Raw genomic sequence first — 21,331 nt, forward strand, 5'->3', positions numbered from 1 at the left:
CTTCGAAGCTCCCACGATCACACCACCCCATCGACGTCCATCGTGACTTTTGGTCATGGAACACGAGTTCCCGTGGCGTGAGCGGCAACGCGCACGCCACGTAGATCCTAATCAGGGTTAGCCGGTATTGCAGGGATTCACCGGGGATACCCTGGATTCATGTTGCCGGTGGTCGACTTCGGCGAACTGACCAGTGCGCGGGGGCGACTGGCGTTGCGCCGGGCGACGCACGATCTCGGCTTCTTCTACCTGACCGACCACGGCGTGCCGAGGGCGCTGATCGACGAGGTGCTCGGGGTGGCCCACAGGTTCTTCGCGCTGCCCGTCGAGGAGAAGATGTCGATCGAGATGCTCGGCAGTCCGCATTTCCGGGGCTACACGCGGCTCGGTGGAGAGCTCACCGAGGGACGGACCGACTGGCGGGAGCAGATCGACATCGGGCCAGAGCGTGCGGCGATCCCCGGCGCGGTCGGGTACTGGAACCTGCAGGGACCGAACCGCTGGCCGAAGGCGCTGCCCGAGCTACGGGCGACGATCATCCGCTGGGACGCCGAACTGTCGCGGCTCGGCCTGGAACTGTTGCGTGAGTGGGCGGTCTCGCTGGGGGCGAGTGCCGACGTGTTCGACCCCGCTTTCGCGACGGCCCCGGCGACCCTGATCAAGGTGGTGCGCTATCCCGGCCATCGAGTCGGCGGTGCGGCGGAACGGGAGAGCGACCAGGGTGTTGGCGCGCACAAGGATTCGGGAGTGCTCACCCTGTTGTTGGTCGAGCAGGGGTCGAGCGGGCTGCAGGTGGAGGGTCGCGACGGTGACTGGATCGACGCCCCGCCGCTGCAGGGGGCGTTCATCGTCAACATCGGCGAGCTGCTCGAGGTGGCAACCGCGGGATACCTGAGGGCGACCAGGCATCGGGTGCTCTCGCCCCCGGGTTCGCCCGAGCGGATCTCGGTGCCCTACTTCTTCAACCCCGCACTCGACGCGGTGGTGCCGGTGCTGACGTTGCCCGCGGAGCTGGCCGGGCGGGCGCGGGGGGTCAGCGCCGACCCGGAAAACCCCATCTTCGACACCTACGGTGCGAACGCGTGGAAGAGCAGGGTGCGTGCGCACCCGGACGTGGCGGCCCGCTGGGGGTACAGCAGCTGAACCGCGCCGCCGATGCGTGATTGTGTACTGCGTCACCATTGTGGGCTGGATCACCGTCCAGTTTCTTTGAGCGCTACGGTGTCGAGCGAGGAGAGTTCGTGGGTTTCGCCCGAGCATCCCGAAGCGAAACTGTGAACAAGAGGAGATAGACCATGGGTGCAGTGATCACGAACTCCACCGAAATCCGCAATACCGCCATGCTCGGACTCGGGGTGCACCGACCCGAGCGCGTGGTGACGAACGAAGAGATCTGCCAGTCGATCGAGTCGACCGACGAGTGGATCCAGTCGCGCACGGGGATCAAGGAGCGGCGGTTCGCCAAGGCCTACCCGGAGGAGTCCGTGCTGGACATGTCCGAGTCGGCGGCCCGGTCCGCGCTCGCGGCCGCGGGAGTCGAGCCGGCCGAGCTCGACGTGGTCATCCTGGCCACGTCGACCTACCCGATGCAGACGCCGCAGGGCGCGGCGATCCTCGCCGACATGCTGGGCGCAGGCGGCCCCTCTGCCTTCGACGTCGCCGCCGGGTGCGCGGGCTTCTGCTACGCCCTCGGGGTGGCCTCGGACCTGGTCCGGGCGGGCACCGCGAACAAGGTGCTCGTGGTCGGGGTGGACCGCATGACGGACTCGACCGAGCCCACCGACCGCTCGGTGCGGGCCATCTTCGGTGACGGTGCGGGCGCTGTGGTCGTCGGCGTCTCCGATGAGGTCGGCATCAGCTCGACGGTGTGGGGCTCCGACGGCGCGCAGGGCCGCTCGATCAGGCAGGAGCCGGACTGGGTCGGCTTCGCGCTGAACCCGGCGCAGAAGCGCCCCTGGATCATCATGGAGGGCACCGCAGTCTTCCGGTGGGCGGCATTCGAGATGGGCAAGATCGCCAAGACGGTTCTGGACCGCGCGGGCGTGCGGATCGACCAGATCGACGCGTTCGTGCCGCACCAGGCGAACCTGCGGATCAACGACGTGATCGTCCGGTCGATCGACCTGCCCGAGGGCGTTCCGGTCGCGGACGACATCATCGAGACCGGCAACACCTCGGCTGCGTCGATCCCGCTCGCCATGGAGAAGATGTTGCGGACCGGCCAGGTTCAGCCCGGCGCGACCGCGCTGCTGCTCGGATTCGGCGCCGGCCTGTCCTACGCCGGCCAGGTCGTCAAGATGCCGGTGCTGGCCGAGAGCTGATCGGGGCGGGGAACACCCCCGCGCCCGGCCGAGGGGGCATCGTCGCGCGACTTCGCGCTTCGGTGCCCCTTCGCGGTCCGCCGGTCAGTTGCCGGTGGTCAGGACCATGCGGAAGCGGGCCTTGCCGGTGAGCATCCTGTCGAAGGCCTGTCCTGCCTCGGCGAGGGGAGCCTCCTCGATCCAGGCCCGCACCCCGGTCTGCGCGGCGAAACGCATGGTCGCCTCGGTGTCGAGGGCGGTTCCGGATGCGTGACCGTAGATCCTCTTGGTGCCCGTGATGAACTGCAGTCCACTGATCCGCAGGACGTCCGGCGTCGCCCCCGCGACGATGAGTTCACCCCGGCGTCCCAACCCGTCGACGGTGGCGGTCATGGCGTCACCGTTCGTGACCGTGGCCAGCACGACCTTCGCGCCGCCCAGCGCCCGCAGCCCTCGCGCGACCTCCTCCGCGGTGCTGTCGATGTAGTGATCGGCACCCAATTCGCTTGCCAATGGCGCCTTTTCCGAACCACGGGCGATCCCGACGGTGACGAAGCCCATCTTGGCGGCGAACTGGACCGCCAGATGGCCCAATCCGCCGAGCCCGAGGATCGCGACCACGTCGCCGGGCCTGGCGGCGCTCCGACGGAGGGCGTTGAACACGGTCACGCCTGCACACGCGAGGGGAGCGGCCTCGACGGCCGTGAGCTCGTCGGGAATCGTCGCGAGGGCGATGGCGGGGACGACGACCGAATCCGCGTATCCGCCCTGGTACGCGACGCCGGGAATCTGCAACCGCGGGCAATTGACCCCGTCGCCGTCGCGGCACGCGTCGCAGAATCCGCAGCTGCCGCCGTACCAACCGACCGCCACCCGTTGGCCGACCCGCCATCCGTCGACGCCGTCGCCGACGGATTCGATCCGGCCGGCGATCTCGTGGCCGGTGGTGAGGGGAAAAGCGGTTCCGGGGAACTGTCCCCCGGTGACCAACGCGTCGGAATGGCAGACCCCGCACGCTTCGACCACGACGCGCACATGACCGGGGCCGGGTTCCGCCGCGGTGATCGTGGACTGGACGAACGGCCCGCCCGGCTCGCTGACCTGCATCGCCCGGATGGTTGGAGAAGTCATGACGTGTCCTTACTCGAAGGATGTGATGGCCTCTCCAGACTGGCGCATCGGCGGCACCACGAACAGGCCCCGCCGACGAGAAACGGCGGGGGCGCCACCCGAAGGCGACGCCCCCGCCGTGGGGCGAGCGGTTCGATCAGGAGCCGAAGATGCTGTCCGCCGAGCCGCTACCGCCGCCGGGGGTGCCCACCGCGGTCACGTTGACCACGTGCGCGTCCGACGTGGAACCCAGGAATCCTGCCGCGCCGCTGTAGACGGCGGTGATGCCGTGCGCGCCGACGGTGCCGAACGCGTGGGACAGCGTCGCGGTGCCGTTGGACAGCGACACCGGGGCGCCGATCGCGGTGACGCCGTCGTAGAACTGCACGGTGCCACCCGCCTGGCTCGGTGCCACGGTGGCGGTGAGCGTCACGGCCTGGTTCTGGGTCGCCGGGGTCGGTGCGTCCAGCGTGGTGCTGGTGGTCGCCTCGTTCGGCGCCGGGACGGAGACCGTGACGGTCTTCGCGGCCGCCGTAGAGGGGGCCGAGCCGGGCGCACCACTGAACGACGCGGTGATCGAGTGGCTGCCGGCCGAGTCGAAGGTGTGCGCCAGCGTGGCCACGCCGCCCGCGACGGTCACCGGTGCGCCGATCGGGGCACCGCCGTCGAGGAACTGCACCGTACCGCCGGTCGGTGCGGGTGCGACGGTGGCGGCCAGGCCGACCGACACCCCGGTCTTCGCGTGGGTGGGGGTGGTCAGCACCGTGGTCGTGTCGACGGTGGCGACGCCGACCTCGACCGAATGCGGCGCAGAGGTCGAGCCCGCGAACCCGGGAGCTCCGCTGTAGACCGCGGTGATGGCGTGTGCGCCCGCGGTCGCGAAGGTGTGGCTCAGCGTGGCGGTGGCGCCGCTGAGGGTGACCGGCCCGCCGATGTTGTCGGCGCCGTCCTTGAACTGGACCGTGCCGCCCGCGGGGGCGGGGTTGACGGTGGCCGTGAGATCAACGGCCGCACCGGTGTTCGCGGTCGTGGGAGCGGCGACCGCGGTCGTGGTCGTCGCGTCCGGTGGGGCGGTGACGTTGATCGTGGCCAGCGGGCCCGCGCCCGCGTTGAGCGGGACGCCGCTGCCGGGGTCGGTGCCGTTCTTCGGCACGCACCGGGTGGCGGACCAGTAGGACACGGAGAAGACCGGGTCCTTCTCACGGACCAGCGAGGTGAAGAAGTTCTCGTCGGCCTTGTAGTTCGCGGCCGCTCCGGTGGTGCGAATCTTCGGGGCCACCACCGATCCGGCCGGACCGGCCACGGCCGTCACCTCGATGGCAGGCAGCCGGTACGAGGTGTCGCCGGAGCCCGCGGCGTTCACGACGATGCCGCCCTCGGCGCCGTCGTTGGTGCTCGGGCCGTTGCCCACGGTCTCGTTGTTGCCCGACAGGCGCAGGATCGTGCCTGCGGCGGAGGGGCTACCGTTCTCGGCCACCCGGGTGACGGTCGGCGCCGATCCGGCCAGGTTGACCCCGGTGCCGGGAACAACAGTGGCCGAGACGAACTGGGCGCCGGCCGGGATCTCGTAGTCGAACTTGATCCGGGACACGCTCGAGCGGATCCGGAGGTTCTCGCCGTTGCGCGCCAGCGTCATCGTCTCGGGCTGGAGCCGATACGTGAAGGTCTCGCCGGTGACGACACTGGCGGGGGCCTCGACGGTCACGCCGGTGCCGATGGACTTGTGGGTGTTGTCCAGCAGGCTCTTGAACTTGCCCCAGCACGCGGCATCGAAGCCGGTGGTGGTGGGCGCCGCGGTGGCGGGGGCCGCCAGTAGCAATGCGCCCGCGGTCAATCCGGCGGCCGCGAGGGTCGCCGCGCCGCGGCGCAGGGTGGGGGATGTCAAAACAACTCCTGAGGGGGTGGGTCTGGGGAAGGTGATCAGGAACCGAACAGGCTGCCGGCCGATCCGCTGCCGCCCGGGGTTCCGGCGGCCGAGGCGGTCACCGCGAAGGCTGCGGACGTGGAGGCCACGAAGCCCGGTGCCCCGCTGTAGACGGCGGTGATGCCGTGCTCGCCCGCCGAGGCGAAGGTGTGCGCCAGGATCGCGGTCCCGTTCACCACGGTCACCGGTCCGCCGATCGGGGTGGTGCCGTCCATGAACTGGACGGTGCCGCCCGCCGGGGAGGGGGTGACCGTCGCGGACAGGTCGATCGGCATGTTGACGGTGGCCGTGCTCAGCGCGGTCACCTTGGTCACCGTGGCCACATCGGTGGGAGCCGGGGCGTTGACCTCGATGGTCTGCGAGGCGGAGTTCGATCCCAGGAAGCCGGCGAAACCGGAGTAGGACGCGCTGATGTTGCGGTGCCCGGTGGTGGTGAAGGTGTGCGCCAGGGTGGCCACACCGCCCACGACCTCGACGGGCGCGCCGATCGGGGTGTTGTCGGCCTTGAACTGGACGGTGCCGCCGCCCGGGGCGGGCGCGATGGTCGCGGAAAGGCCGACGGCGGAACCCGTGGTCGCGGTCGCGGGGACGGTCAGTGTGGTGGCGGTGGCGACGTCGACGGGGGCCGGGCCCTGGACATCGACGGTCGCGGCCGCGGAGGTGGAACCGGTGAAGCCGGTCGCGCCGCTGTAGACCGCGGTGATGGCATGGGCGCCCGCGGTGGCGAAGGTGTGGCTGCGGGTGGCGGAGCCGCCGGTGAGGTTGACCGGTGCGCCGATGTTGGTGTCGCCGTCCTTGAACTGGACGGTGCCGCCGCTCGGGGCGGGCGCGACGGCCGCGGTGAGGTCGATCGCGGTGCCCGTGGTCGCGGTGGCGGGCGCGGTCAGAGTCGTGGCGGTGGCAACGGCGGCCGCGACGACGTTGACGGTGGCCAGCGGTCCGCCGCCGGCGTTGAGCGCTCCGCCGCTGCTGTCCTTGGGCACGCAGCGGGTGGGCGCCCACACGGTGCCGACGAACGGGGCGCTGGCCTTCGCCAGGGACGTGCTGTAGTTCTCGTCGCTGTTGTAGGCGGCCGCGTTCCCACCCACCCGTAGCTTCGGGGTGATGGTGCCCGCGGCTCCGGCCACGACCGTGACATCCACGGCGGGCAGCTGGAAGACGCTGTTGCCGCCGGAGTTGTTGGTGCCGTCCAGGTTCTTCTTCAGCTTGGGGGCGGTGATGCCGCCCTCGCTGTTACCGCTGGAGGAGGGGCCGTTGCCGATGGTCTGGTTGTTGCCGGAGAGGCGCAGGATCGGGCCTGCGGCGTCGACGGTGCCGGAGGTGTTCACGCGAAGCACGTTCGGGGCGACCCCGCCGAGGTTGGCGCCGGTGCCTGCCGCCACGACGGCGTTCACGAACGTCGAGTTCGCCGGGATCTCGAAGTCGAACTTCAGCCGCGACAGTCCGGCGGTGGTGCCACCCGACTGGGAGTCCGGGTAGGAGCCGGGGCCCGGCTGGATCCGGTAGGTGAACGTGTCGCCGGGAGCGACGCTCGCCGGCGCGGTCACCGAGGCCGATGCCGCCACGACCTGGTGTTGCGGACCGGCGAGCGAGGTCGACGGCGTGGCCTGGCAGGCGGTCTGGAAGTTGACGGTGCCGGCGTGCGCGGGCCCGCCGATGAGGGCGAGCCCGGCGGTCAGGGCGAGGACGCCGACGGGCGCCACGGAGCGGCGCAGGGTTGAGCGAGGCATGGTGACCCGGTCTTTCGGAGAGGGGGGTGAGGCCAAAGATCCGAGTAGAGCACAACCGGGCCGGTGTGGTTACGAGAATGAGGGATTTGATTGAACGCTTGTTTAAGTTTGCTGGTCGGGGGATTCGGCCTGTTCAGGAGCCATCTGTCTGCGGGTCAGATCAGGGCGCAAACTTCCCGACGGCGTCGAGATTGGCGAACAGCTCACCAGCGCTGACGAGGTTGGCACCGGCAGTCTGGTTGAAGACCTGCGCGAAATAGGGGGAGAAGCGGAACGGCCAGTAGGTGGGGCCGATCCCGCCACCGTGTGGCGTCATGACCGTCGGCATCATCTCACCCACGTTGTAGGTGGCGACCATCCTCTCGCCCTGGGCGACCCCGTTGATCTTCACGGTCGCGTAGGCGCCGTCCATCCGCAGCCAGATGTTCTCGGCCGAAACAGAGTTCCCGGTCTTGCTGATGAACATCGGCCCGCCGGGGTAGTACACGCCCATGCACGCGTCGATGTGGTTGGTGTGCGAGCCGATCGGCAGATAGAGACCGGTCTTCGCGGGCTTGGCCTGGAACGGCGTGATGCCTTCGACCGCGATCTCGTTGTCGTTCAGCAGCCCGACGATTCGCGGGGGGAAGTCGAAGTTGGCATATCCGAACGGCGTGAAGTACGGCATTCTCATGCACTCGGTCTGAGCGGTCGCCGCGGGCGCGTGAAGAGTCAGCGCCAGAACCAGGATGATCACCCCACCGACCGCTCCTACAAACGCACGCAAGATTCGCATCTCTGCTCCAATCCTCGGGTTTGTTCGCCGTGGCACCGGGCGAGAAATAGCGCACACCAGCGCCAAAAGCCTCACATGATAGATTACGCGCCCCGCGTCTGGCATTGAATCGACATTTTGCAGCCGAATTCACATGGCGCGGATGGGGTGGGGCGAACACGCCGAAGGGCGCCTCCGTAAACGGAGACGCCCTTCGGAAGGTCTGACGGGTCGCGCCGTGTGGCGCGCGCCCGGAGACTAAGTCGCTTTAGACGGTGCGAACGCCGGTGGCCTGGGGGCCCTTCTGGCCCTGGCCGATCTCGAACTCCACGCGCTGGCCCTCGTCGAGGGACTTGAAGCCGCTGCCCTGGATCTCGGAGTAGTGAACGAACACGTCGGGTCCGTCACCGTCCTGCTCGATGAAGCCGAAACCCTTTTCGCCGTTGAACCACTTCACGGTGCCCTGTGCCACGTTATTACTCCTGTTACTGCGAGCCGGATCCTCAGGTCGAGAACCCTGGTCTCAGGGTAAGGATGCCACCTCGATGCCGCCGCGTCCACAGCGGGCTGTACTTTGTGGGGTTCAGGACGCTCTTAACGGGGTGCCGGACGCCTGCTTCCCACGAACTCCAGGGCCTCCCTGGCCAGCGAGAGCCACGTCAGGTCGTCGTCCACGGTGACCGTCAGCCATTCCTTCATCGGCCGCCCCTTGCCGGCCTCGAACGTTCCGCCCATTCCGCTCCCGACCAGGGAATCGACCCGGGTCCTCGGCAGCTTCACGACCAGTCGGCCGCCCGTGAGCATGGCAAAGATCGAGCCGTTCACCTTGAGCGCGCCCGATCCGAAGCCCCGCCGGCTGCACTGTTCGGGCACCGTCACGCCCGCGAGGCCGGCGAACTCGTCGACCAGCGAGGTGAAGCGCTCCTCGGGGTCCACGAATCAATTCGACCGCGTTCGGGTGCCCGGCGCAACCCTGCCCGGCGATCGCCGATTCGAGTAGTCGGCTACTCATGTGATATTGGTCGCCCGCCGGAAGACTGGGGGTGAGCCCGCATGATCGAGGGCTGCTCCAGTCGGAGACCGCCGGTGCCGGGACGGGTTGTCCTTGGCGAGCCGGCGATGGCCCCGCTCCTGCCCCTCGAATCGGCACGTTGGGGTGTGAGCGAAAGGAATCGTGATGACCATCGTCACTCCTCGGCCCCGGGGAGAGCAGGACCGTGGCGGCGCCGCGGGATATACGGGGACATTCGACAGGGAACGGCAGCGACAGGACGAGGCCGCCGCGCGGCGCGCGCGGGAGCGGGCCCCGCAACGGGGTGAGCACGTGAGCGTGCTCTCCGGGCCGGGCGGTGTCGCCGCGGCGGACACCCCCGAGCGCATCGCGAAGCGGCTGGATCGGCTGAGCCGCTACTACGCCGGTGAGGAGCCGTCCGCGCCGCCGACTGCGGAGTCGCCGGAGAGCGTGGTGGAGGAGGCGCTGAACCGGATCAGCGAGGTCGCCGACGTCGACGGCAGTCCCGAGGTCGTGCTCGAAAAGATCATCAACACAGCGGATTTCGTTGGTGCCCGGTATCTCGATGCGGGCGTCGCGGCCGCGCGCGCCATCTGTCGGGTGGTCATTCGGGACGGACGCGGGGTAGACCAGGGCTTCGGGACCGGGTCGCTCGTCTCACCCGCGCTGATGCTGACCAATCACCACGTGCTGCCGAACGCGGACACCGCCCGCAACAGCGTCATCGAGTTCAACTTCCAGGACGGAGTCGACGGCAGGGAACTGCCGAGGCAGACCTTCCCGCTCGACCCCGGAGCCTTCTTCGTCGCTGACCGGGAGCGGGACTTCGCCCTCGTCGCGGTTCGGGGCAGGCCCGAGTTGCTCGCGCCGTTCGGCTTCAACCGGTTGATCGAGTCGGAGGGCAAGGCGATCATCGGTGACTTCGTCACGATCGTCCAACATCCCCGCGGCGCCAAGAAGCAGATCGCCCTGCGCGAGAACCGGATCGTCGACATCCCGGAGCGGTTCCTGCACTACTCGGCGGACACCGAACCGGGGTCGTCGGGATCTCCGGTCTTCAACGACCAATGGGAGATCGTCGCCCTGCATCACGCGAGCGTGCGGGCGCCCGCGCACACCGAGTTCGGTGGGGTCCTGAACGAGGGGGTGCGGATCAGCCGGATCCTTCAGTACCTCCGCGGCCTTGGCCTGCCGCCCGAGTGGCGACGACTCGTGGACGAGTTGTTTGCCGCCGAACGGGTGGAGCGGGTGATCCCGGCGGTGGACCTGCCTGCACCCGACACCACGTGGCTGGGGCAGATGTCCCACGAGGGAGCGATGACCGTGCAGATTCCGCTCGAGATCACCGTGCGCGTTGGCGCCTCCGCGGGCGGCCCGCCGTCGTCCGCGACGGGCGGATCGACGCAGGCGGTCGGAGCCGAACCGGAGGCGGTCTCCATCGACCCGGACTACCGGAACCGCGGCGGCTACGACGCGGGGTTCCTGGGTGTGCCGGTGCCGCTGCCGGAGCACGGCGGGGCGTTGGAGGCGGTCGCATCCGCGGAGCTGCGCTATCACCATTTCAGCGTCGTCATGCACCGGACCAGGGCGCTCGCCCTGTTCACCGCGGTGAACATCGACGGCAAGCAGTCGCAGGACCTGCGCCGCGAGAGCGACCGTTGGATCCTTGATCCCCGGTTGCCCGCGAACCAGCAGACCGGTGAAGCGGTCTACCGGGACAACCCTCTCGACCGCGGACACCTGGTGCGCAGGCTCGACCCGGCCTGGGGTCCGGCCGCGAAGGCCGCGAACGACGACACCTTCCACTTCACCAATTGCACTCCGCAACACCACGATTTCAATGCGGGAAGCACGCTGTGGCTGGGACTGGAGGACTACATCCTGAACAACGCCGACAATGCCGACCTCGCGGTCAGCGTCGTCACGGGCCCGGTGCTGGCGGCCGACGACCCCCGGTACCGCGGGGTGTCGCTGCCCCGGCAGTTCTGGAAGACCGTGGCCATGGTCAAGAAGGACGGTGAGCTGTCCGTCACCGGGTACCTGCTCAGTCAGGCGGCACTGCTCGACGAGTTCGCGGAGGGGGAGGAGTCGTTCTCCTTCGGCGCATATCGCACCTACCAGGTCCCGGTCCGGCGGATCGCCGCGTTGACCGGGCTCGGCATGGACACCTACGTCGCGGCCGATCCGCTCGAGCGGATCGAGGCAAGCGGCCTGGCCCGTGAACTGGTCCGTTCACAGGACCTCATTCTCTGAAGTTTCACGGCTGCAAAGGAGTTCATCGCCATAACCGGAACTCCCGGCACGCACGGAGTGGCACGCGGGCGACGGCGAGGTGGCGGCAGCGCCATCGGAAATGTCGGCCTCCGCGTAGCTGGCCGGGCACGGAGCGGGTGATCCGGGTAGACCGGGGCTGTCTGGAGCTGGACATCAATGACCCGTGACGGCCTCTTGCGTGCGGTGGAGGCCGGGCGAAGGATTGAACCCGTAGTGGCCGCCGCGCGGGCCGGGTGGTGCCCGCCGATCGGTGGACCGCGTCGGTCGGTCACCGTGATCCGTTGGGCCGGGGTCCAGGCCTCGGCTCGAGGAGGCAGAGATGTTCATCCAAGTCGTTCAAGGAAAGGTGTCTGACGAGGCCGGTCTACGCCGGTGCATGGACCGGTGGGCGGAAGAACTGCAGCCGGGAGCGACCGGCTTTCTCGGGTCGACCCGCGGCATGTCCGAGGACGGGACCTTCATCGTGGTGGCCCGGTTCGAGTCCGAGGAGGCGGCCCGCCGGAACAGTGAGCGCCCCGAGCAGGGCGCCTGGTGGGCCGAGACCGAGCGCTGCTTCGACGGCCCGGTCTCCTTCATGGACTGCCCGGAGGTGACCGAGTGGCTCGGCGGCGGCTCGGACGACGCCGGATTCGTGCAGATCATGGAGGGCCACACCAGCGACGCGGCCCGGATGCGGGAGGTGCTGACGCAGGCCGGTGACCAGGTGCACCAGCTGCGCCCGGAGATCGTCGGCGGAACCCTCGCCACCGACAGTGGTGGCGGGTACGTCGAGACCGTCTACTTCACGTCCGAAGCGGAGGCGCGCGCCCACGAGAAGATCGAGATCCCCGACGACCTGCGCTCGCTGTTCGAGGAAGAGGGCCGGCTGATGGGAGACGTGTCGTACTTCGACCTGCACGAGCCGATGCTCGTCACCGCGCGGCGGACCTGACGCTCCGAACCGCACGCGAAGCCTCCGGACCTGCCGGGGGCTTTCGTCTGCGAGGCCGCCTCCCGGTTCATTCCCGACACGAGCCGCCACCGAACTGATACGGTTCCGCATCGGATTCAGAAATGTATCGAAATGCGCGATGTCTCGGGAAGGAGCGGCTGATGCGTGTGGACGACACGGCCGAATCCGCGACGCCGAAGCGCGTGACGAAGCGCCGCATCCAGACGCGGGAGCGGCTGCTCGACGCCGCGCTGCTCGTCTTCGCCGAGGAGGGCTTCGGGCGCTCGACGGTGGAGCAGATCTGCGAACGCGCCGGCTACACCCGGGGCGCCTTCTACTCGAACTTCGCCTCCCTCGACGAGCTGTTCCTGGCGATGTGGGAGCAACGATCGGCGCAGATGCTCGCCGACCTCCGCGAAGCGGTGTCGGGCGAGTACACCGGGGAGCCGGGTGAGCTCGGCGTGGTGGAATCCACCGCACGGATTCTCGACGCGATCCCGATCGACGACCAGTGGTACCGGATCACCGCGGAATTCACGGCGCACGCCCTGCGAAATCCGTCGCTCAAGCGGGTAATGGCCGCAAGGGAAGAGGCCATCCTCGCCACGATCCTGCCGATCGTCGAAGCGGCACTGGCGCGGGCCGGGCGGCGAGCGACGGACCCGCAAGCCCTCGGCCGGGCGTTGGTGGCCGTGCACGACGGGACCACCGTCCAATGCCTGATGGAACCAGAAAGTGACACCGTCCGCCGGGCGCGCACGAACCTGTTCGTGAGCGTGCTGCGCAACTACAGCGAGGAAGTGTGAATGTGAACGCCGATGTCATCGTGGTGGGGGCGGGCTTGGCCGGACTGGTGGCCACCCACGAGCTCGTGAAGGCCGGACGCCGGGTGTTGGTGATCGACCAGGAGAATCGCAACAACCTTGGTGGACAGGCGTTCTGGTCGCTGGGCGGCCTGTTCTTCGTCGATTCTCCCGAACAGCGCCGACTGGGGATCAAGGATTCACACGAGCTGGCGCTGGCGGACTGGATGGGATCGGCCGGGTTCGACCGCGAGCGCGAGGACCACTGGCCGCGGCAGTGGGCGCGCGCCTATGTCGACTTCGCGGCCACCGAGAAGCGGGAGTACCTGCGTGAGCTCGGGCTCAAGGTCGTGCCGACCGTCGGGTGGGCCGAGCGCGGCGGCGGAAGCGCGTCCGGGCACGGCAACTCGGTGCCCCGGTTCCACCTCACCTGGGGCACCGGGCCGGAGGTCGTGCGCATCTTCGCCGAGCCGGTTCTCGAGGGCGAGAAGCGGGGCATGGTCACCTTCGAGTTCCGGCATCAGGTCGACGATCTGATCGTCGAGGACGGCGCGGTCGTCGGTGTCCGGGGGACCGTGCTGGAGCCGACGGACCTCGAGCGGGGCAAGGCGTCCTCGCGAACCGCCGTGGGCGAGTTCGAGTTCCGTGCCAAGGCGGTGATCGTCACGTCCGGCGGCATCGGCGGCAACCACGACCTGGTGCGCAAGAACTGGCCGACCGAGCGTGTCGGCCCTGCGCCGGAGACGATGATCTCGGGCGTGCCCGCGCACGTGGACGGCCGGATGCTGGCCATCACCGAGAACGCCGGCGGCAATATCGTCAACCGTGACCGCATGTGGCACTACACCGAGGGCATCATCAACTGGGACCCGATCTGGCCGAACCACGCCATCCGCATCATCCCGGGCCCGTCCTCGCTGTGGCTCGACGCCACCGGGCGCCGGCTGCCTGCGCCGAACTTCCCCGGCTTCGACACGAACCAGACCATGAAGGCGATCCTCGCGACCGGGCACGACTACTCCTGGTACATCCTCACCCAGTCGATCATCGAGAAGGAGTTCGCGCTGTCGGGCTCCGAGCAGAACCCCGATGTCACCGGCAAGGACATCAAGCTGCTGCTGCGCAGCCGGCTGGCCAAGGGGGCACCGGGCCCGGTGGAGGCGTTCAAGCAGCACGGCGTCGACTTCGTGGTGGCGGACAACCTGCGCGAGCTGGTGGACGGGATGAACAAGATCGCCCGCGGTCCGCAGCTCGAATTCGATCAGGTCGAGGGTGAGGTTCTCGCCCGAGATCGCCAGTTCGACAACAAGTTCGGCAAAGACCTGCAGCGGATGGCGATCACCAACGCGCGGCAGTACCGCAGCGACAAGCTCACCAGGGTCGCCAAGCCGCACCGGCTGCTCGATCCCGAGCACGGACCGCTGATCGCGGTGCGCCTGAACATCCTCACTCGCAAGACCCTCGGTGGGCTCGAGACCAACCTGGACTCGCAGGTGATCCGCGCCGACGGCGAGGCCTTCGACGGGCTGTACGCGGCGGGCGAGGTTGCCGGGTTCGGCGGCGGCGGGGTGCACGGCTACAACGCCCTCGAGGGGACCTTCCTCGGTGGCTGCATCTTCTCCGGCCGCGCCGCGGGCCGGGCGCTGGCGCGGGAGCTCGCGTGACCGGTACGCGCACCGCGCTGGTGACAGGGGCGTCCTCCGGTATCGGCGCTGCGGTGGCGAGAACTCTTGTCGGCCGGGGATATCGGGTGTTCGGTACCAGCCGGAACCCCTCGTCGATCGGCGATCCCATTCCCGGCGTCGAGTACCTGGCCCTCGACCTGACCGACCCGGCGAGCATCGCGGCGTGCGCGGCCACGGCGGGCGAGGTGGACGTCCTGGTCAACAACGCCGGGGAGAGTCAGAGCGGGCCGATCGAGGAGCTTCCGATGGAGGCGGTCGAGCGGCTCTTCCAGACCAACGTCTTCGGTGCGGTCCGGCTCACCCAGCTGGTGTTGCCCGGGATGCGTGCGCGTGGGTACGGACGGGTCGTCATGGTCGGGTCGATGCTCGCGAGTTTCCCGCTGGCCTACCGCTCGTCTTATGTCGCAACGAAGGCGGCGATCAAGGGCTTCGCGACCGCGGCCAGGCGGGAGGTCGCGCCCTACGGCGTGGGCGTGACGACGGTGGAGCCGGGATCGATCAGCACCGGCATCGGCGAACGCCGCACCCACTACCTCGACGAGGGATCGACGTACACGGAGGAGTACCGGACGATGATCGCCGCGCTCGACGCCAACGAGCGCGCGGGCATCTCGGGGCAGAAGGTGGCCGAGACCGTCGTCAAGGCGATCGAGGCCGACCGTCCCAAGCAGCTCTACGCGGTGGGCAGCAACGCCCCGGTGACGTTCGCGCTGCGTCGGATGCTCCCGCGGACGATGGTCGAGAAGCTGGTGGCGCGTCGGCACGGATTGCGCTGAGCCACAACCCGTCACGGCGGTTCGACCGCCGTGACGGGGTGAGCGCCGGTCTTAGCTCGGGACGTCGAGGATCGGCCCGGCCAGTTCGCGGGCGGAGGCCGCGGGGTCGGTGCCGGGCCGGGTGACCCCGGCCGCCAGCGTGCCGTCGATGAGCAGCGCGAACTGATCGGCCGCGTGCGCGGGCCGAGGGTGCCCGAGGGCGACGAACTCCGTTTCGAGGAGTCCGTGCACGCGCTCGCGGTAGGCGCCGGTGACGGCGTGCCCGGGATGGTCGGGGTCGGCCAGCGCGAGGTCGGCGGCGAGGTAGCGGCAGCCGCGGAAACCGGGCTGGGCGATGACCTCGGCGAGCCGGTCGAGGACGGCCAGCAGGCGATCGCGTGGGTTCTCGCCCGCGGCGCGCATCGTCCGCTCGTAGTCGGCTTCGTCCTCGGCTGTGCTGCGCTCGAGCACCGCGGCGATCAGTCCGTCCTTGCCGCCGAAGTGCTCGTAGAGCGAACGCCGCGCCACGCTCGCCGTTTTGAGGAGCGTGTCGACACCGACGCCCATGCCCTGGCTGTAGGTCAGCTCCTGGGCGGCGTCCAGCAGGCGCTCTCGTGGCCCGGGTGTGGTGCGGGTGCTCATGGGGCCAGCCTTCCAGGCGTTGACGGGTAGATCAACCGTTCTATATATTCCGAGGAGACCGAACGTTCTATCTACTGATGGGATTGTCACCATGTCGCTTCGCACGACCACCGATGTCATCGACCTCTTCAACCGTGCCTTCACCGACGCGGACGCCGGCCTGCTCACCGACCTGATCGGCGAGGACTGCGTGATGGAGTCGGTCCAGCCCGCCCCGACCGGGGAGCGCCTCGAGGGACGCGCGGCCTGCCTGGCCTGGTGGGGCGGGCTGGTCGAGGACCGCTCCACCCAGTTCCGTCCCCAGGAGGTGGTGGTGGCCGGGGACCGGGCGACGATCCGCTGGCGGTACCGCTTCGGCGACGGCCCCGCCGACTGGGTGGAGGGGGTGAACCTCATGCGGGTCCGGGACGGACTGATCGTCGAGGCACTCGGCTACAGCAAGACCGCGGGCGAGGTTCCGCTGGCCATCGACACCGCCGCCGGGCACTGAGGAAGAGGAGGGAGAACACCGATGCGTAGCTATCACGTCGACGAGGGGGCCGGGATCGACGGCCTGACGATCCGGCGGCACGAGGTCCCGGCCCCCGGCCCGGGGCAGGTCCTGGTCGCGGTGCGCGCCGTCTCGCTCAGCTACCGCGAGCTGTTGGTGCTGCGCGGCACGTACGTGTTGCCCGTGAAGCCGGACGTGGTGCCGGTGTCGGACGGGGCGGGCGAGATCGTCGCGGTCGGGCCGGGGGTCCGCTCGGCCCGGATCGGTGACCGCGTGGCGGCCACCCTGTTCCCCAGCTGGCAGGACGGGCCGTTCGGGGCCGAACACCTGCCACAGCGGGGCGGCTCGCTGGACGGCATGCTCACCGAGTTCGTGGTGCTGGGCGAGGACGAGTACGTGCCGGTCCCCGATCACCTGACCTTCGAGGAGGCCGCGACGCTGCCCTGCGTCGCGGTCACCGCGTGGAACGCCCTGACCGGCGACGGGATCGGCCTGCGCGCCGGGCAGACCGTGGTCGTGCAGGGATCGGGCGGGGTGTCGCTGTTCGCGCTCCAGTTCGCGAAGGCGCTCGGGGCCCGGGTGATCGCCACCACCAGCAGCCCGGCCAAGGCCGCCCGCCTGACCGAGTTCGGTGCCGACGCGGTCATCGACTACCGGGCCACGCCCGACTGGGCGAGCGAGGTCAGGGACCTGACCGCCGGGCGCGGCGCCGACCGCGTCGTCGACGTGACCGGGTTCCTGGAGCAGTCGCTCCTGGCGGTGGCGACCGCGGGCCACGTCGCCTGCGTCGGCTTCGTCTCCGACAACGCACCGCCGCCCATCGACGCCCGGGTGTTGTTCGCCTCCGGTGCCACGGTGCGCGCCGTCGCGGTCGGCAGCCGCGCGCAGTTCCTCGCGATGAACCGCGTCATCGAGGCGAACCTGATCCGCCCGGTCATCGACCGCGTGTTCGCCTTCGACGACGCCCCCGACGCCTACCGCCACTACGCATCGGGTGGGGCGCTGGGAAAGGTCGTGGTCACTGTGTGACACACCGGCGCGGTAACGGGACCCGTTCCCCGGCCGACAAACATACTGTCCGGGCTGTTTCACCTCTCGGAGAGGCAATCGACGATGAACCGCATGCTCATAGCCGGGTCCTGTGCCCTGGCCATCGGTCTCGGAACCCTGTTGGCCCCGGCCGCTTCGGCCGAGGCGGTCAGGGGACAGGGTGGGCCGGAGTCGCATCCGTGCAGTGACCAGTTCGTGGTGCCGCTCGACCCGCGGGCCTGGACCACCGACAAGATGGTCGTCATCAGCCCGTACGGCACGGATCGCATCTCCTGCGGCTCGTGGCACGGCTTCTTCTATGCGAGCCAGACCGATCCGCAAGGCAAGGTGCACGGCCTGCAGAACCCGCTCGCCGCCATCGGGCTCTTCGGCTCGGGCTCAGGGGCCGGGTACGGGGGCGGCAAGGTCTACGTCTGGCAGCCGTAGTAGTTCCCTGGGTTCGGCCGACCGGTCACGGGCGCAGCCGCCGAACGCGCCACATGATTGGATCCCCGGAAAAGTCAAGGTCGGCATAGGCTCAATCGATGACGCGACGGCCGGTGTTCGATCCGACCAATCGGGAGTTGTTCGTCGACCAGCGACAGCAATTCGACTGGAGCCTCCTGCAGAACGGGCAGGTATTCCGGTACGACAACGGCTTCGAGCTCGACAGCGCATGCATTCGGCTTGCCGACCTCGGCTATCTGGTCCACCGGATCGACGGGAGTAGATGGACCTCGGCCGACGACATGCACACAGCCTTCGCGACTGCCATGTCTTTCCCGTCCTACTACGGCAGAAACCTCGACGCCCTCAGCGACGTGCTCAGCGACGTCGCTGCGTACAGCTACGGCAGCGACCCCGGGACGACCGGAACGGTCCTCGCGATTGCCGGGTACGACACGCTGGTGCAGATCGACCCCCGCACGGCGCGCCTGGTGCTCGACTGTTTCACCCGACAGGCGCGACTGGCGGGCCTGTACGCCCACCCGATGCTTTGCCTCATCGAGTCCACGGGAACCGATCTCGGTCCGGTCGGTGGACTCGACGTGTGCCGAGGGAGCGTGTGGGATGTCGCGCCGGACCCGCCCGATCCCTTCGACGACGCCGACATCGTCGAGTTCATGATCCAGATCTACCTTTCTGACGCCGGCGCAGCCGAGTACGTCGCGGCCCTGCGGCCCGTTCTGGCGGACTTCCTCGCCGACGTCGGCCGGTGGCAGATCCTCGGCGTGACCTCGGCATCAGAACGCACAGCGCAGGCTCGCGCGAAGTTCCGCGGGGAACCGCCGCCTGCCGGCACCCGACTGATGGAGGTGTTTATAGGCGTTCGGGGTGCGGGGGACTTCACGGTTATCGGTGACGGGCTCGTCCATGCCATTCACCGTCCCGACATTCGATTCGAGCAGATGGCGTCGCGGGTGTTCCGTGGGGGCAGCGAGGCTCGCGACGAGGCTCTGAGCCGGTATTGCGAGCTTCGGGATTCCGGAATCTGAGGCATCGACGAGCTGGCGGGAGAGCCGGGCTGAAGCTATTTTCCTTCAACCCAACCTATCACCATTGCCATAGAACATATGTTCGATTAGACTTCGAACATGGATCTCGACGAGATGCTCACCGCGCCACCGGATGTGGCCGCGTGGCAGCTCGCGGATGCCGAGCTCCTGAGGTTGATTCCCGAGCTCTCGCTGCGGATGCGGCAGCTCGAGGCGTTGCGGGTCCGCCTGATGCATCAGGTCGATCAGCGGTGCGTGGCCGAGCAGGTCGGGGCCTCCTCCCCCGGCAACTGGCTCGCCGGAGCGACCACCATGACGCCCGGCCAGGCGAACAAGATCGTCCGGCTCGGACGGGAGCTGACGAAGCATCCGGAGGTGGCCGCCGCGTTCGACACCGGAGAAAGCGACCACGACCAGATCCGGGTGATCGTCGAACTCCTGAACAAGGTGCCCGATCCCGATGCCCCGGCCCACTCCGACGACAACACCGCCGCGGACAAGACCGACGGTGACGGTGGTGGGGACAGTGATGGCGACGCTGCGAAGGTGTTAGACATCGTCGGAACCGACGCCACCCGAACACAAGCCTGCGCCCGCTACCTCCTCTACGCCGCCCGCACCGAAGACTCCACCACCCTCGCCCGCCGAGCCAAGGCCCTCGAACTGATCCTCAACGGCGACAAGAAGAACCCCGACTCCGAAAACGCCGAACTCAACGAATTCCACGCCTCACCCGGACTCGGCGGTCGCGTCCACCTCAAGGGACACCTCGACGCCGCCTCCGGCGAAGCCCTCCTCACCGCCCTGTCAGCACTGTCCAAGCCGCGGCCCGGAGCCGACAACCGCGACGGACAAACCGGCAAGGACCAACGCACCCCAGCCCAACGCCGAGCCGACGCCCTCACCCACATCGTCCGCACCTATCTGGACTCAGGGCAGGCACCCGTTGAAGGCGGCGAACGACCCCACATCAATGTCTTCGTCGACGCCGACGACCTCGCCGCCACCACCGACGACCACCACCACACGGAACGGGGCCACCACCGGGAGCGACGGCGTGGACCGGCTTGGATGCCCTGGTTGGGGCCGATCTCCCTCGACCTCGCCGCCCAGATCTCCTGCGACGCCGATGTCACGCCCATCACCATGGACTCCGACGGCAACCCGATCGACGTCGGACGGACCACGCGCCTGATCCCCCGCAAACTCCGCCGCGCCCTCAACGCCCGGGACTGTGGCTGCGCATTCCCCGGCTGCGGACGCCCCGCCGCCTGGACCGAAGGCCACCACATCATCCACTGGGCCAACGGCGGACCCACCAACCTGTCAAACCTGGTACTGCTCTGCCGCTTCCACCACACCACCATCCACCGCGGCGACTGGACCGTCCACATCAGCAAATCCGACGGACACCCATGGTTCACACCACCCACCTGGATCGACCCCAGACGACAACCCATGCCGGCACACAACCGGCGCAACCAACTCCCCTTCGCCGCCTAGAGCGAAACCCGTCGGGTATTGCACTCGGAGGATGGGAGCTGGGTCAAACAGAGCGCGGGGCGCCGAGTGCGCTGGTCACGCCGCGTCGCCCGGCTCCCGCGTTCTGGGGCCGACCTCCCGTACGACGGTGTAGGTGGGGATCCCACTCATGCGGGGCTCGGCCTTACCGGCGATCGTCTTGAGCACGGCGCCGATCGCCGACATCCGTCCCTCGGTGTCGGAGGTCTCGACGAAGTTGCGGTAGTCGGCCTCGCTGGCCCAGTGCACGATGTTGTACACCCGGGATCCATCGGTGCTCACGTGGAACCGTGCGGATCGGTAGCCGGGATAGAAACTGACCCAACGGGTCTGGAGCTCGGCGAAGGCGTCGACGAGCTCGGTCTGGGTCCGGGGCCCGTCGACGGTGTAGTCGATGATCGAGTAGAAGCCAGTGTCGGTGCTCATGGTGGTTCTCCCTTGTCGAGACGTTATGGGTGGGGCGGGTTCAGGTCGTGGTCGGCGTGGTCTGGGCGGAGGCGATCCGCCAGCGGTCGCCGTTCTCGACCATCACGTAGGTGAGTTGCCCAGTGGTCGCGGGCAGGGCCGTTGCGGCGGCATCCCTTCCGTCGAAGACCCGTTTGATGCAGGCCACGATGGCCACGTCGTCACGGAGGAATCGGATGTCCTCGATGTCGACCGTGGTGGTCACGTCCGCGAGTGGTGACGCCAGGGCCTGCCGCATGGCCTCGGTCAGCGCGTCCCGGCCCGAGACCCGGCGTCCGCCGAAGTTGACGATGGTCACCTCGGGGGTGTGCAGCGGGATGAATCGGTCGACGTCGTTCTGGAACTCCACGGCGTCGGCGACGACGCGGCGGATGGCGGTCAGTGCGGGTGAATCGGTGCTCATCTCGGTG

At 68.8% G+C, this 21,331-nt stretch carries 21 protein-coding genes; 12 read left to right on the forward strand and 9 right to left on the reverse strand.

Annotated elements, in window-relative coordinates; genetic code table 11:
• The first annotated feature begins 159 nt into the window (after positions 1 to 159).
• Both FCG67_RS06040 and FCG67_RS06045 read left to right on the forward strand, forming a co-directional pair.
• Complete coding sequence (locus FCG67_RS06040; RefSeq protein WP_136907988.1) at positions 160 to 1,143, forward strand: isopenicillin N synthase family dioxygenase; 984 nt, start codon at positions 160 to 162, stop codon at positions 1,141 to 1,143.
• Between the two features lie 152 nt (positions 1,144 to 1,295).
• Positions 1,296 to 2,321 (forward strand): beta-ketoacyl-ACP synthase III, encoded by a 1,026-nt coding sequence (locus tag FCG67_RS06045; RefSeq protein WP_136907990.1) that lies wholly within the window; start codon positions 1,296 to 1,298, stop codon positions 2,319 to 2,321.
• Positions 2,322 to 2,405: 84 nt separating this feature from the next.
• Here FCG67_RS06045 and FCG67_RS06050 read toward each other — a convergent pair whose 3' ends face one another.
• The 6 genes from FCG67_RS06050 to FCG67_RS06075 form a co-directional block, all read right to left on the reverse strand.
• Positions 2,406 to 3,431, reverse strand: coding sequence for an alcohol dehydrogenase catalytic domain-containing protein (locus tag FCG67_RS06050; RefSeq protein WP_136907992.1), 1,026 nt, complete (start codon positions 3,429 to 3,431; stop codon positions 2,406 to 2,408).
• Positions 3,432 to 3,567: 136 nt separating this feature from the next.
• The gene (locus FCG67_RS06055) at positions 3,568 to 5,295 is read right to left on the reverse strand and encodes an Ig-like domain-containing protein (protein ID WP_136907994.1); all 1,728 of its coding nucleotides are present in this window, start codon (positions 5,293 to 5,295) and stop codon (positions 3,568 to 3,570) included.
• A gap of 35 nt (positions 5,296 to 5,330) precedes the next feature.
• A complete protein-coding gene (locus FCG67_RS06060) occupies positions 5,331 to 7,064 on the reverse strand; it encodes an Ig-like domain-containing protein (protein WP_136907996.1) in 1,734 nt (577 codons plus the stop codon).
• A 160-nt stretch (positions 7,065 to 7,224) separates the two neighbouring features.
• Positions 7,225 to 7,839, reverse strand: a complete 615-nt coding sequence (locus FCG67_RS06065; RefSeq protein ID WP_136907998.1) for a hypothetical protein — start codon at positions 7,837 to 7,839, stop codon at positions 7,225 to 7,227.
• A gap of 247 nt (positions 7,840 to 8,086) precedes the next feature.
• Entirely contained in the window at positions 8,087 to 8,290 is a 204-nt protein-coding gene (locus FCG67_RS06070; RefSeq protein ID WP_027502787.1) for a cold-shock protein, read from the reverse strand.
• Positions 8,291 to 8,412: 122 nt separating this feature from the next.
• Positions 8,413 to 8,754 carry a TfoX/Sxy family protein gene (locus FCG67_RS06075; protein WP_136908000.1) on the reverse strand — a complete coding sequence of 114 codons (342 nt, stop codon included), beginning with the start codon at positions 8,752 to 8,754 and terminating at the stop codon, positions 8,413 to 8,415.
• A 241-nt stretch (positions 8,755 to 8,995) separates the two neighbouring features.
• Here FCG67_RS06075 and FCG67_RS06080 point away from each other — a divergent pair, with 241 nt between their 5' ends.
• From FCG67_RS06080 to FCG67_RS06100, 5 genes are all read left to right on the forward strand, one after another.
• A complete protein-coding gene (locus FCG67_RS06080) occupies positions 8,996 to 11,083 on the forward strand; it encodes a DNA/RNA non-specific endonuclease (protein WP_136908002.1) in 2,088 nt (695 codons plus the stop codon).
• 340 nt (positions 11,084 to 11,423) lie between these two features.
• Positions 11,424 to 12,035, forward strand: a complete 612-nt coding sequence (locus FCG67_RS06085; RefSeq protein ID WP_136908004.1) for a hypothetical protein — start codon at positions 11,424 to 11,426, stop codon at positions 12,033 to 12,035.
• Between the two features lie 161 nt (positions 12,036 to 12,196).
• Entirely contained in the window at positions 12,197 to 12,841 is a 645-nt protein-coding gene (locus FCG67_RS06090; protein ID WP_097213860.1) for a TetR/AcrR family transcriptional regulator, read from the forward strand.
• A gap of 2 nt (positions 12,842 to 12,843) precedes the next feature.
• Positions 12,844 to 14,502 carry an FAD-binding dehydrogenase gene (locus FCG67_RS06095; protein ID WP_246044884.1) on the forward strand — a complete coding sequence of 553 codons (1,659 nt, stop codon included), beginning with the start codon at positions 12,844 to 12,846 and terminating at the stop codon, positions 14,500 to 14,502.
• On the forward strand, positions 14,499 to 15,299 hold the full coding sequence (locus tag FCG67_RS06100; protein ID WP_136908008.1) for an SDR family oxidoreductase: 801 nt from the start codon (positions 14,499 to 14,501) through the stop codon (positions 15,297 to 15,299). The genes FCG67_RS06095 and FCG67_RS06100 overlap by 4 nt, the downstream gene beginning before the upstream one ends.
• 51 nt (positions 15,300 to 15,350) lie before the next feature.
• On the opposite strand, the gene FCG67_RS06105 is transcribed toward FCG67_RS06100, so the two are convergent.
• Entirely contained in the window at positions 15,351 to 15,920 is a 570-nt protein-coding gene (locus tag FCG67_RS06105; protein WP_136908010.1) for a TetR/AcrR family transcriptional regulator, read from the reverse strand.
• 91 nt (positions 15,921 to 16,011) lie between these two features.
• On the opposite strand from FCG67_RS06105, the gene FCG67_RS06110 reads away from it, so the two are divergent.
• The 5 genes from FCG67_RS06110 to FCG67_RS06130 all read left to right on the forward strand — a co-directional run bounded on the left by FCG67_RS06110 (position 16,012) and on the right by FCG67_RS06130 (position 20,438).
• Complete coding sequence (locus FCG67_RS06110; protein ID WP_136908012.1) at positions 16,012 to 16,410, forward strand: nuclear transport factor 2 family protein; 399 nt, start codon at positions 16,012 to 16,014, stop codon at positions 16,408 to 16,410.
• 21 nt (positions 16,411 to 16,431) lie between these two features.
• Positions 16,432 to 17,439: a zinc-dependent alcohol dehydrogenase family protein gene (locus FCG67_RS06115; RefSeq protein ID WP_136908014.1), complete on the forward strand. Its 1,008-nt coding sequence runs from the start codon at positions 16,432 to 16,434 to the stop codon at positions 17,437 to 17,439.
• Between the two features lie 93 nt (positions 17,440 to 17,532).
• Positions 17,533 to 17,886 (forward strand): hypothetical protein, encoded by a 354-nt coding sequence (locus tag FCG67_RS06120; protein ID WP_136908016.1) that lies wholly within the window; start codon positions 17,533 to 17,535, stop codon positions 17,884 to 17,886.
• Between the two features lie 98 nt (positions 17,887 to 17,984).
• Positions 17,985 to 18,935, forward strand: coding sequence for a barstar family protein (locus FCG67_RS06125; protein WP_246044886.1), 951 nt, complete (start codon positions 17,985 to 17,987; stop codon positions 18,933 to 18,935).
• Between the two features lie 99 nt (positions 18,936 to 19,034).
• Entirely contained in the window at positions 19,035 to 20,438 is a 1,404-nt protein-coding gene (locus FCG67_RS06130) for an HNH endonuclease signature motif containing protein (protein ID WP_136908019.1), read from the forward strand.
• Positions 20,439 to 20,513: 75 nt separating this feature from the next.
• On the opposite strand, the gene FCG67_RS06135 is transcribed toward FCG67_RS06130, so the two are convergent.
• Positions 20,514 to 20,882 carry an antibiotic biosynthesis monooxygenase family protein gene (locus tag FCG67_RS06135; protein ID WP_136908021.1) on the reverse strand — a complete coding sequence of 123 codons (369 nt, stop codon included), beginning with the start codon at positions 20,880 to 20,882 and terminating at the stop codon, positions 20,514 to 20,516.
• A 40-nt stretch (positions 20,883 to 20,922) separates the two neighbouring features.
• A complete protein-coding gene (locus FCG67_RS06140) occupies positions 20,923 to 21,324 on the reverse strand; it encodes an SgcJ/EcaC family oxidoreductase (protein ID WP_136908023.1) in 402 nt (133 codons plus the stop codon).
• Positions 21,325 to 21,331 lie beyond the last annotated feature (7 nt).

Source organism: Rhodococcus oryzae (assembly GCF_005049235.1).
Lineage (GTDB): Bacteria > Actinomycetota > Actinomycetes > Mycobacteriales > Mycobacteriaceae > Rhodococcus_G > Rhodococcus_G oryzae.

Excerpts from the sequence above, each read along its gene's own strand:
- FCG67_RS06045 (WP_136907990.1), top strand. The coding sequence starts at position 1,296 with ATGGGTGCAGTGATCACGAACTCCACCGAAATCCGCAATACCGCCATG.
- FCG67_RS06120 (WP_136908016.1), top strand. The coding sequence starts at position 17,533 with ATGCTCATAGCCGGGTCCTGTGCCCTGGCCATCGGTCTCGGAACCCTG.
- FCG67_RS06115 (WP_136908014.1), top strand. The coding sequence starts at position 16,432 with ATGCGTAGCTATCACGTCGACGAGGGGGCCGGGATCGACGGCCTGACG.
- FCG67_RS06105 (WP_136908010.1), bottom strand. The coding sequence starts at position 15,920 with ATGAGCACCCGCACCACACCCGGGCCACGAGAGCGCCTGCTGGACGCC.
- FCG67_RS06050 (WP_136907992.1), bottom strand. The coding sequence starts at position 3,431 with ATGACTTCTCCAACCATCCGGGCGATGCAGGTCAGCGAGCCGGGCGGG.
- FCG67_RS06060 (WP_136907996.1), bottom strand. The coding sequence starts at position 7,064 with ATGCCTCGCTCAACCCTGCGCCGCTCCGTGGCGCCCGTCGGCGTCCTC.
- FCG67_RS06140 (WP_136908023.1), bottom strand. The coding sequence starts at position 21,324 with ATGAGCACCGATTCACCCGCACTGACCGCCATCCGCCGCGTCGTCGCC.
- FCG67_RS06040 (WP_136907988.1), top strand. The coding sequence starts at position 160 with ATGTTGCCGGTGGTCGACTTCGGCGAACTGACCAGTGCGCGGGGGCGA.
- FCG67_RS06125 (WP_246044886.1), top strand. The coding sequence starts at position 17,985 with ATGACGCGACGGCCGGTGTTCGATCCGACCAATCGGGAGTTGTTCGTC.
- FCG67_RS06090 (WP_097213860.1), top strand. The coding sequence starts at position 12,197 with ATGCGTGTGGACGACACGGCCGAATCCGCGACGCCGAAGCGCGTGACG.
- FCG67_RS06130 (WP_136908019.1), top strand. The coding sequence starts at position 19,035 with ATGGATCTCGACGAGATGCTCACCGCGCCACCGGATGTGGCCGCGTGG.
- FCG67_RS06065 (WP_136907998.1), bottom strand. The coding sequence starts at position 7,839 with ATGCGAATCTTGCGTGCGTTTGTAGGAGCGGTCGGTGGGGTGATCATC.
- FCG67_RS06085 (WP_136908004.1), top strand. The coding sequence starts at position 11,424 with ATGTTCATCCAAGTCGTTCAAGGAAAGGTGTCTGACGAGGCCGGTCTA.
- FCG67_RS06135 (WP_136908021.1), bottom strand. The coding sequence starts at position 20,882 with ATGAGCACCGACACTGGCTTCTACTCGATCATCGACTACACCGTCGAC.
- FCG67_RS06080 (WP_136908002.1), top strand. The coding sequence starts at position 8,996 with ATGACCATCGTCACTCCTCGGCCCCGGGGAGAGCAGGACCGTGGCGGC.
- FCG67_RS06110 (WP_136908012.1), top strand. The coding sequence starts at position 16,012 with ATGTCGCTTCGCACGACCACCGATGTCATCGACCTCTTCAACCGTGCC.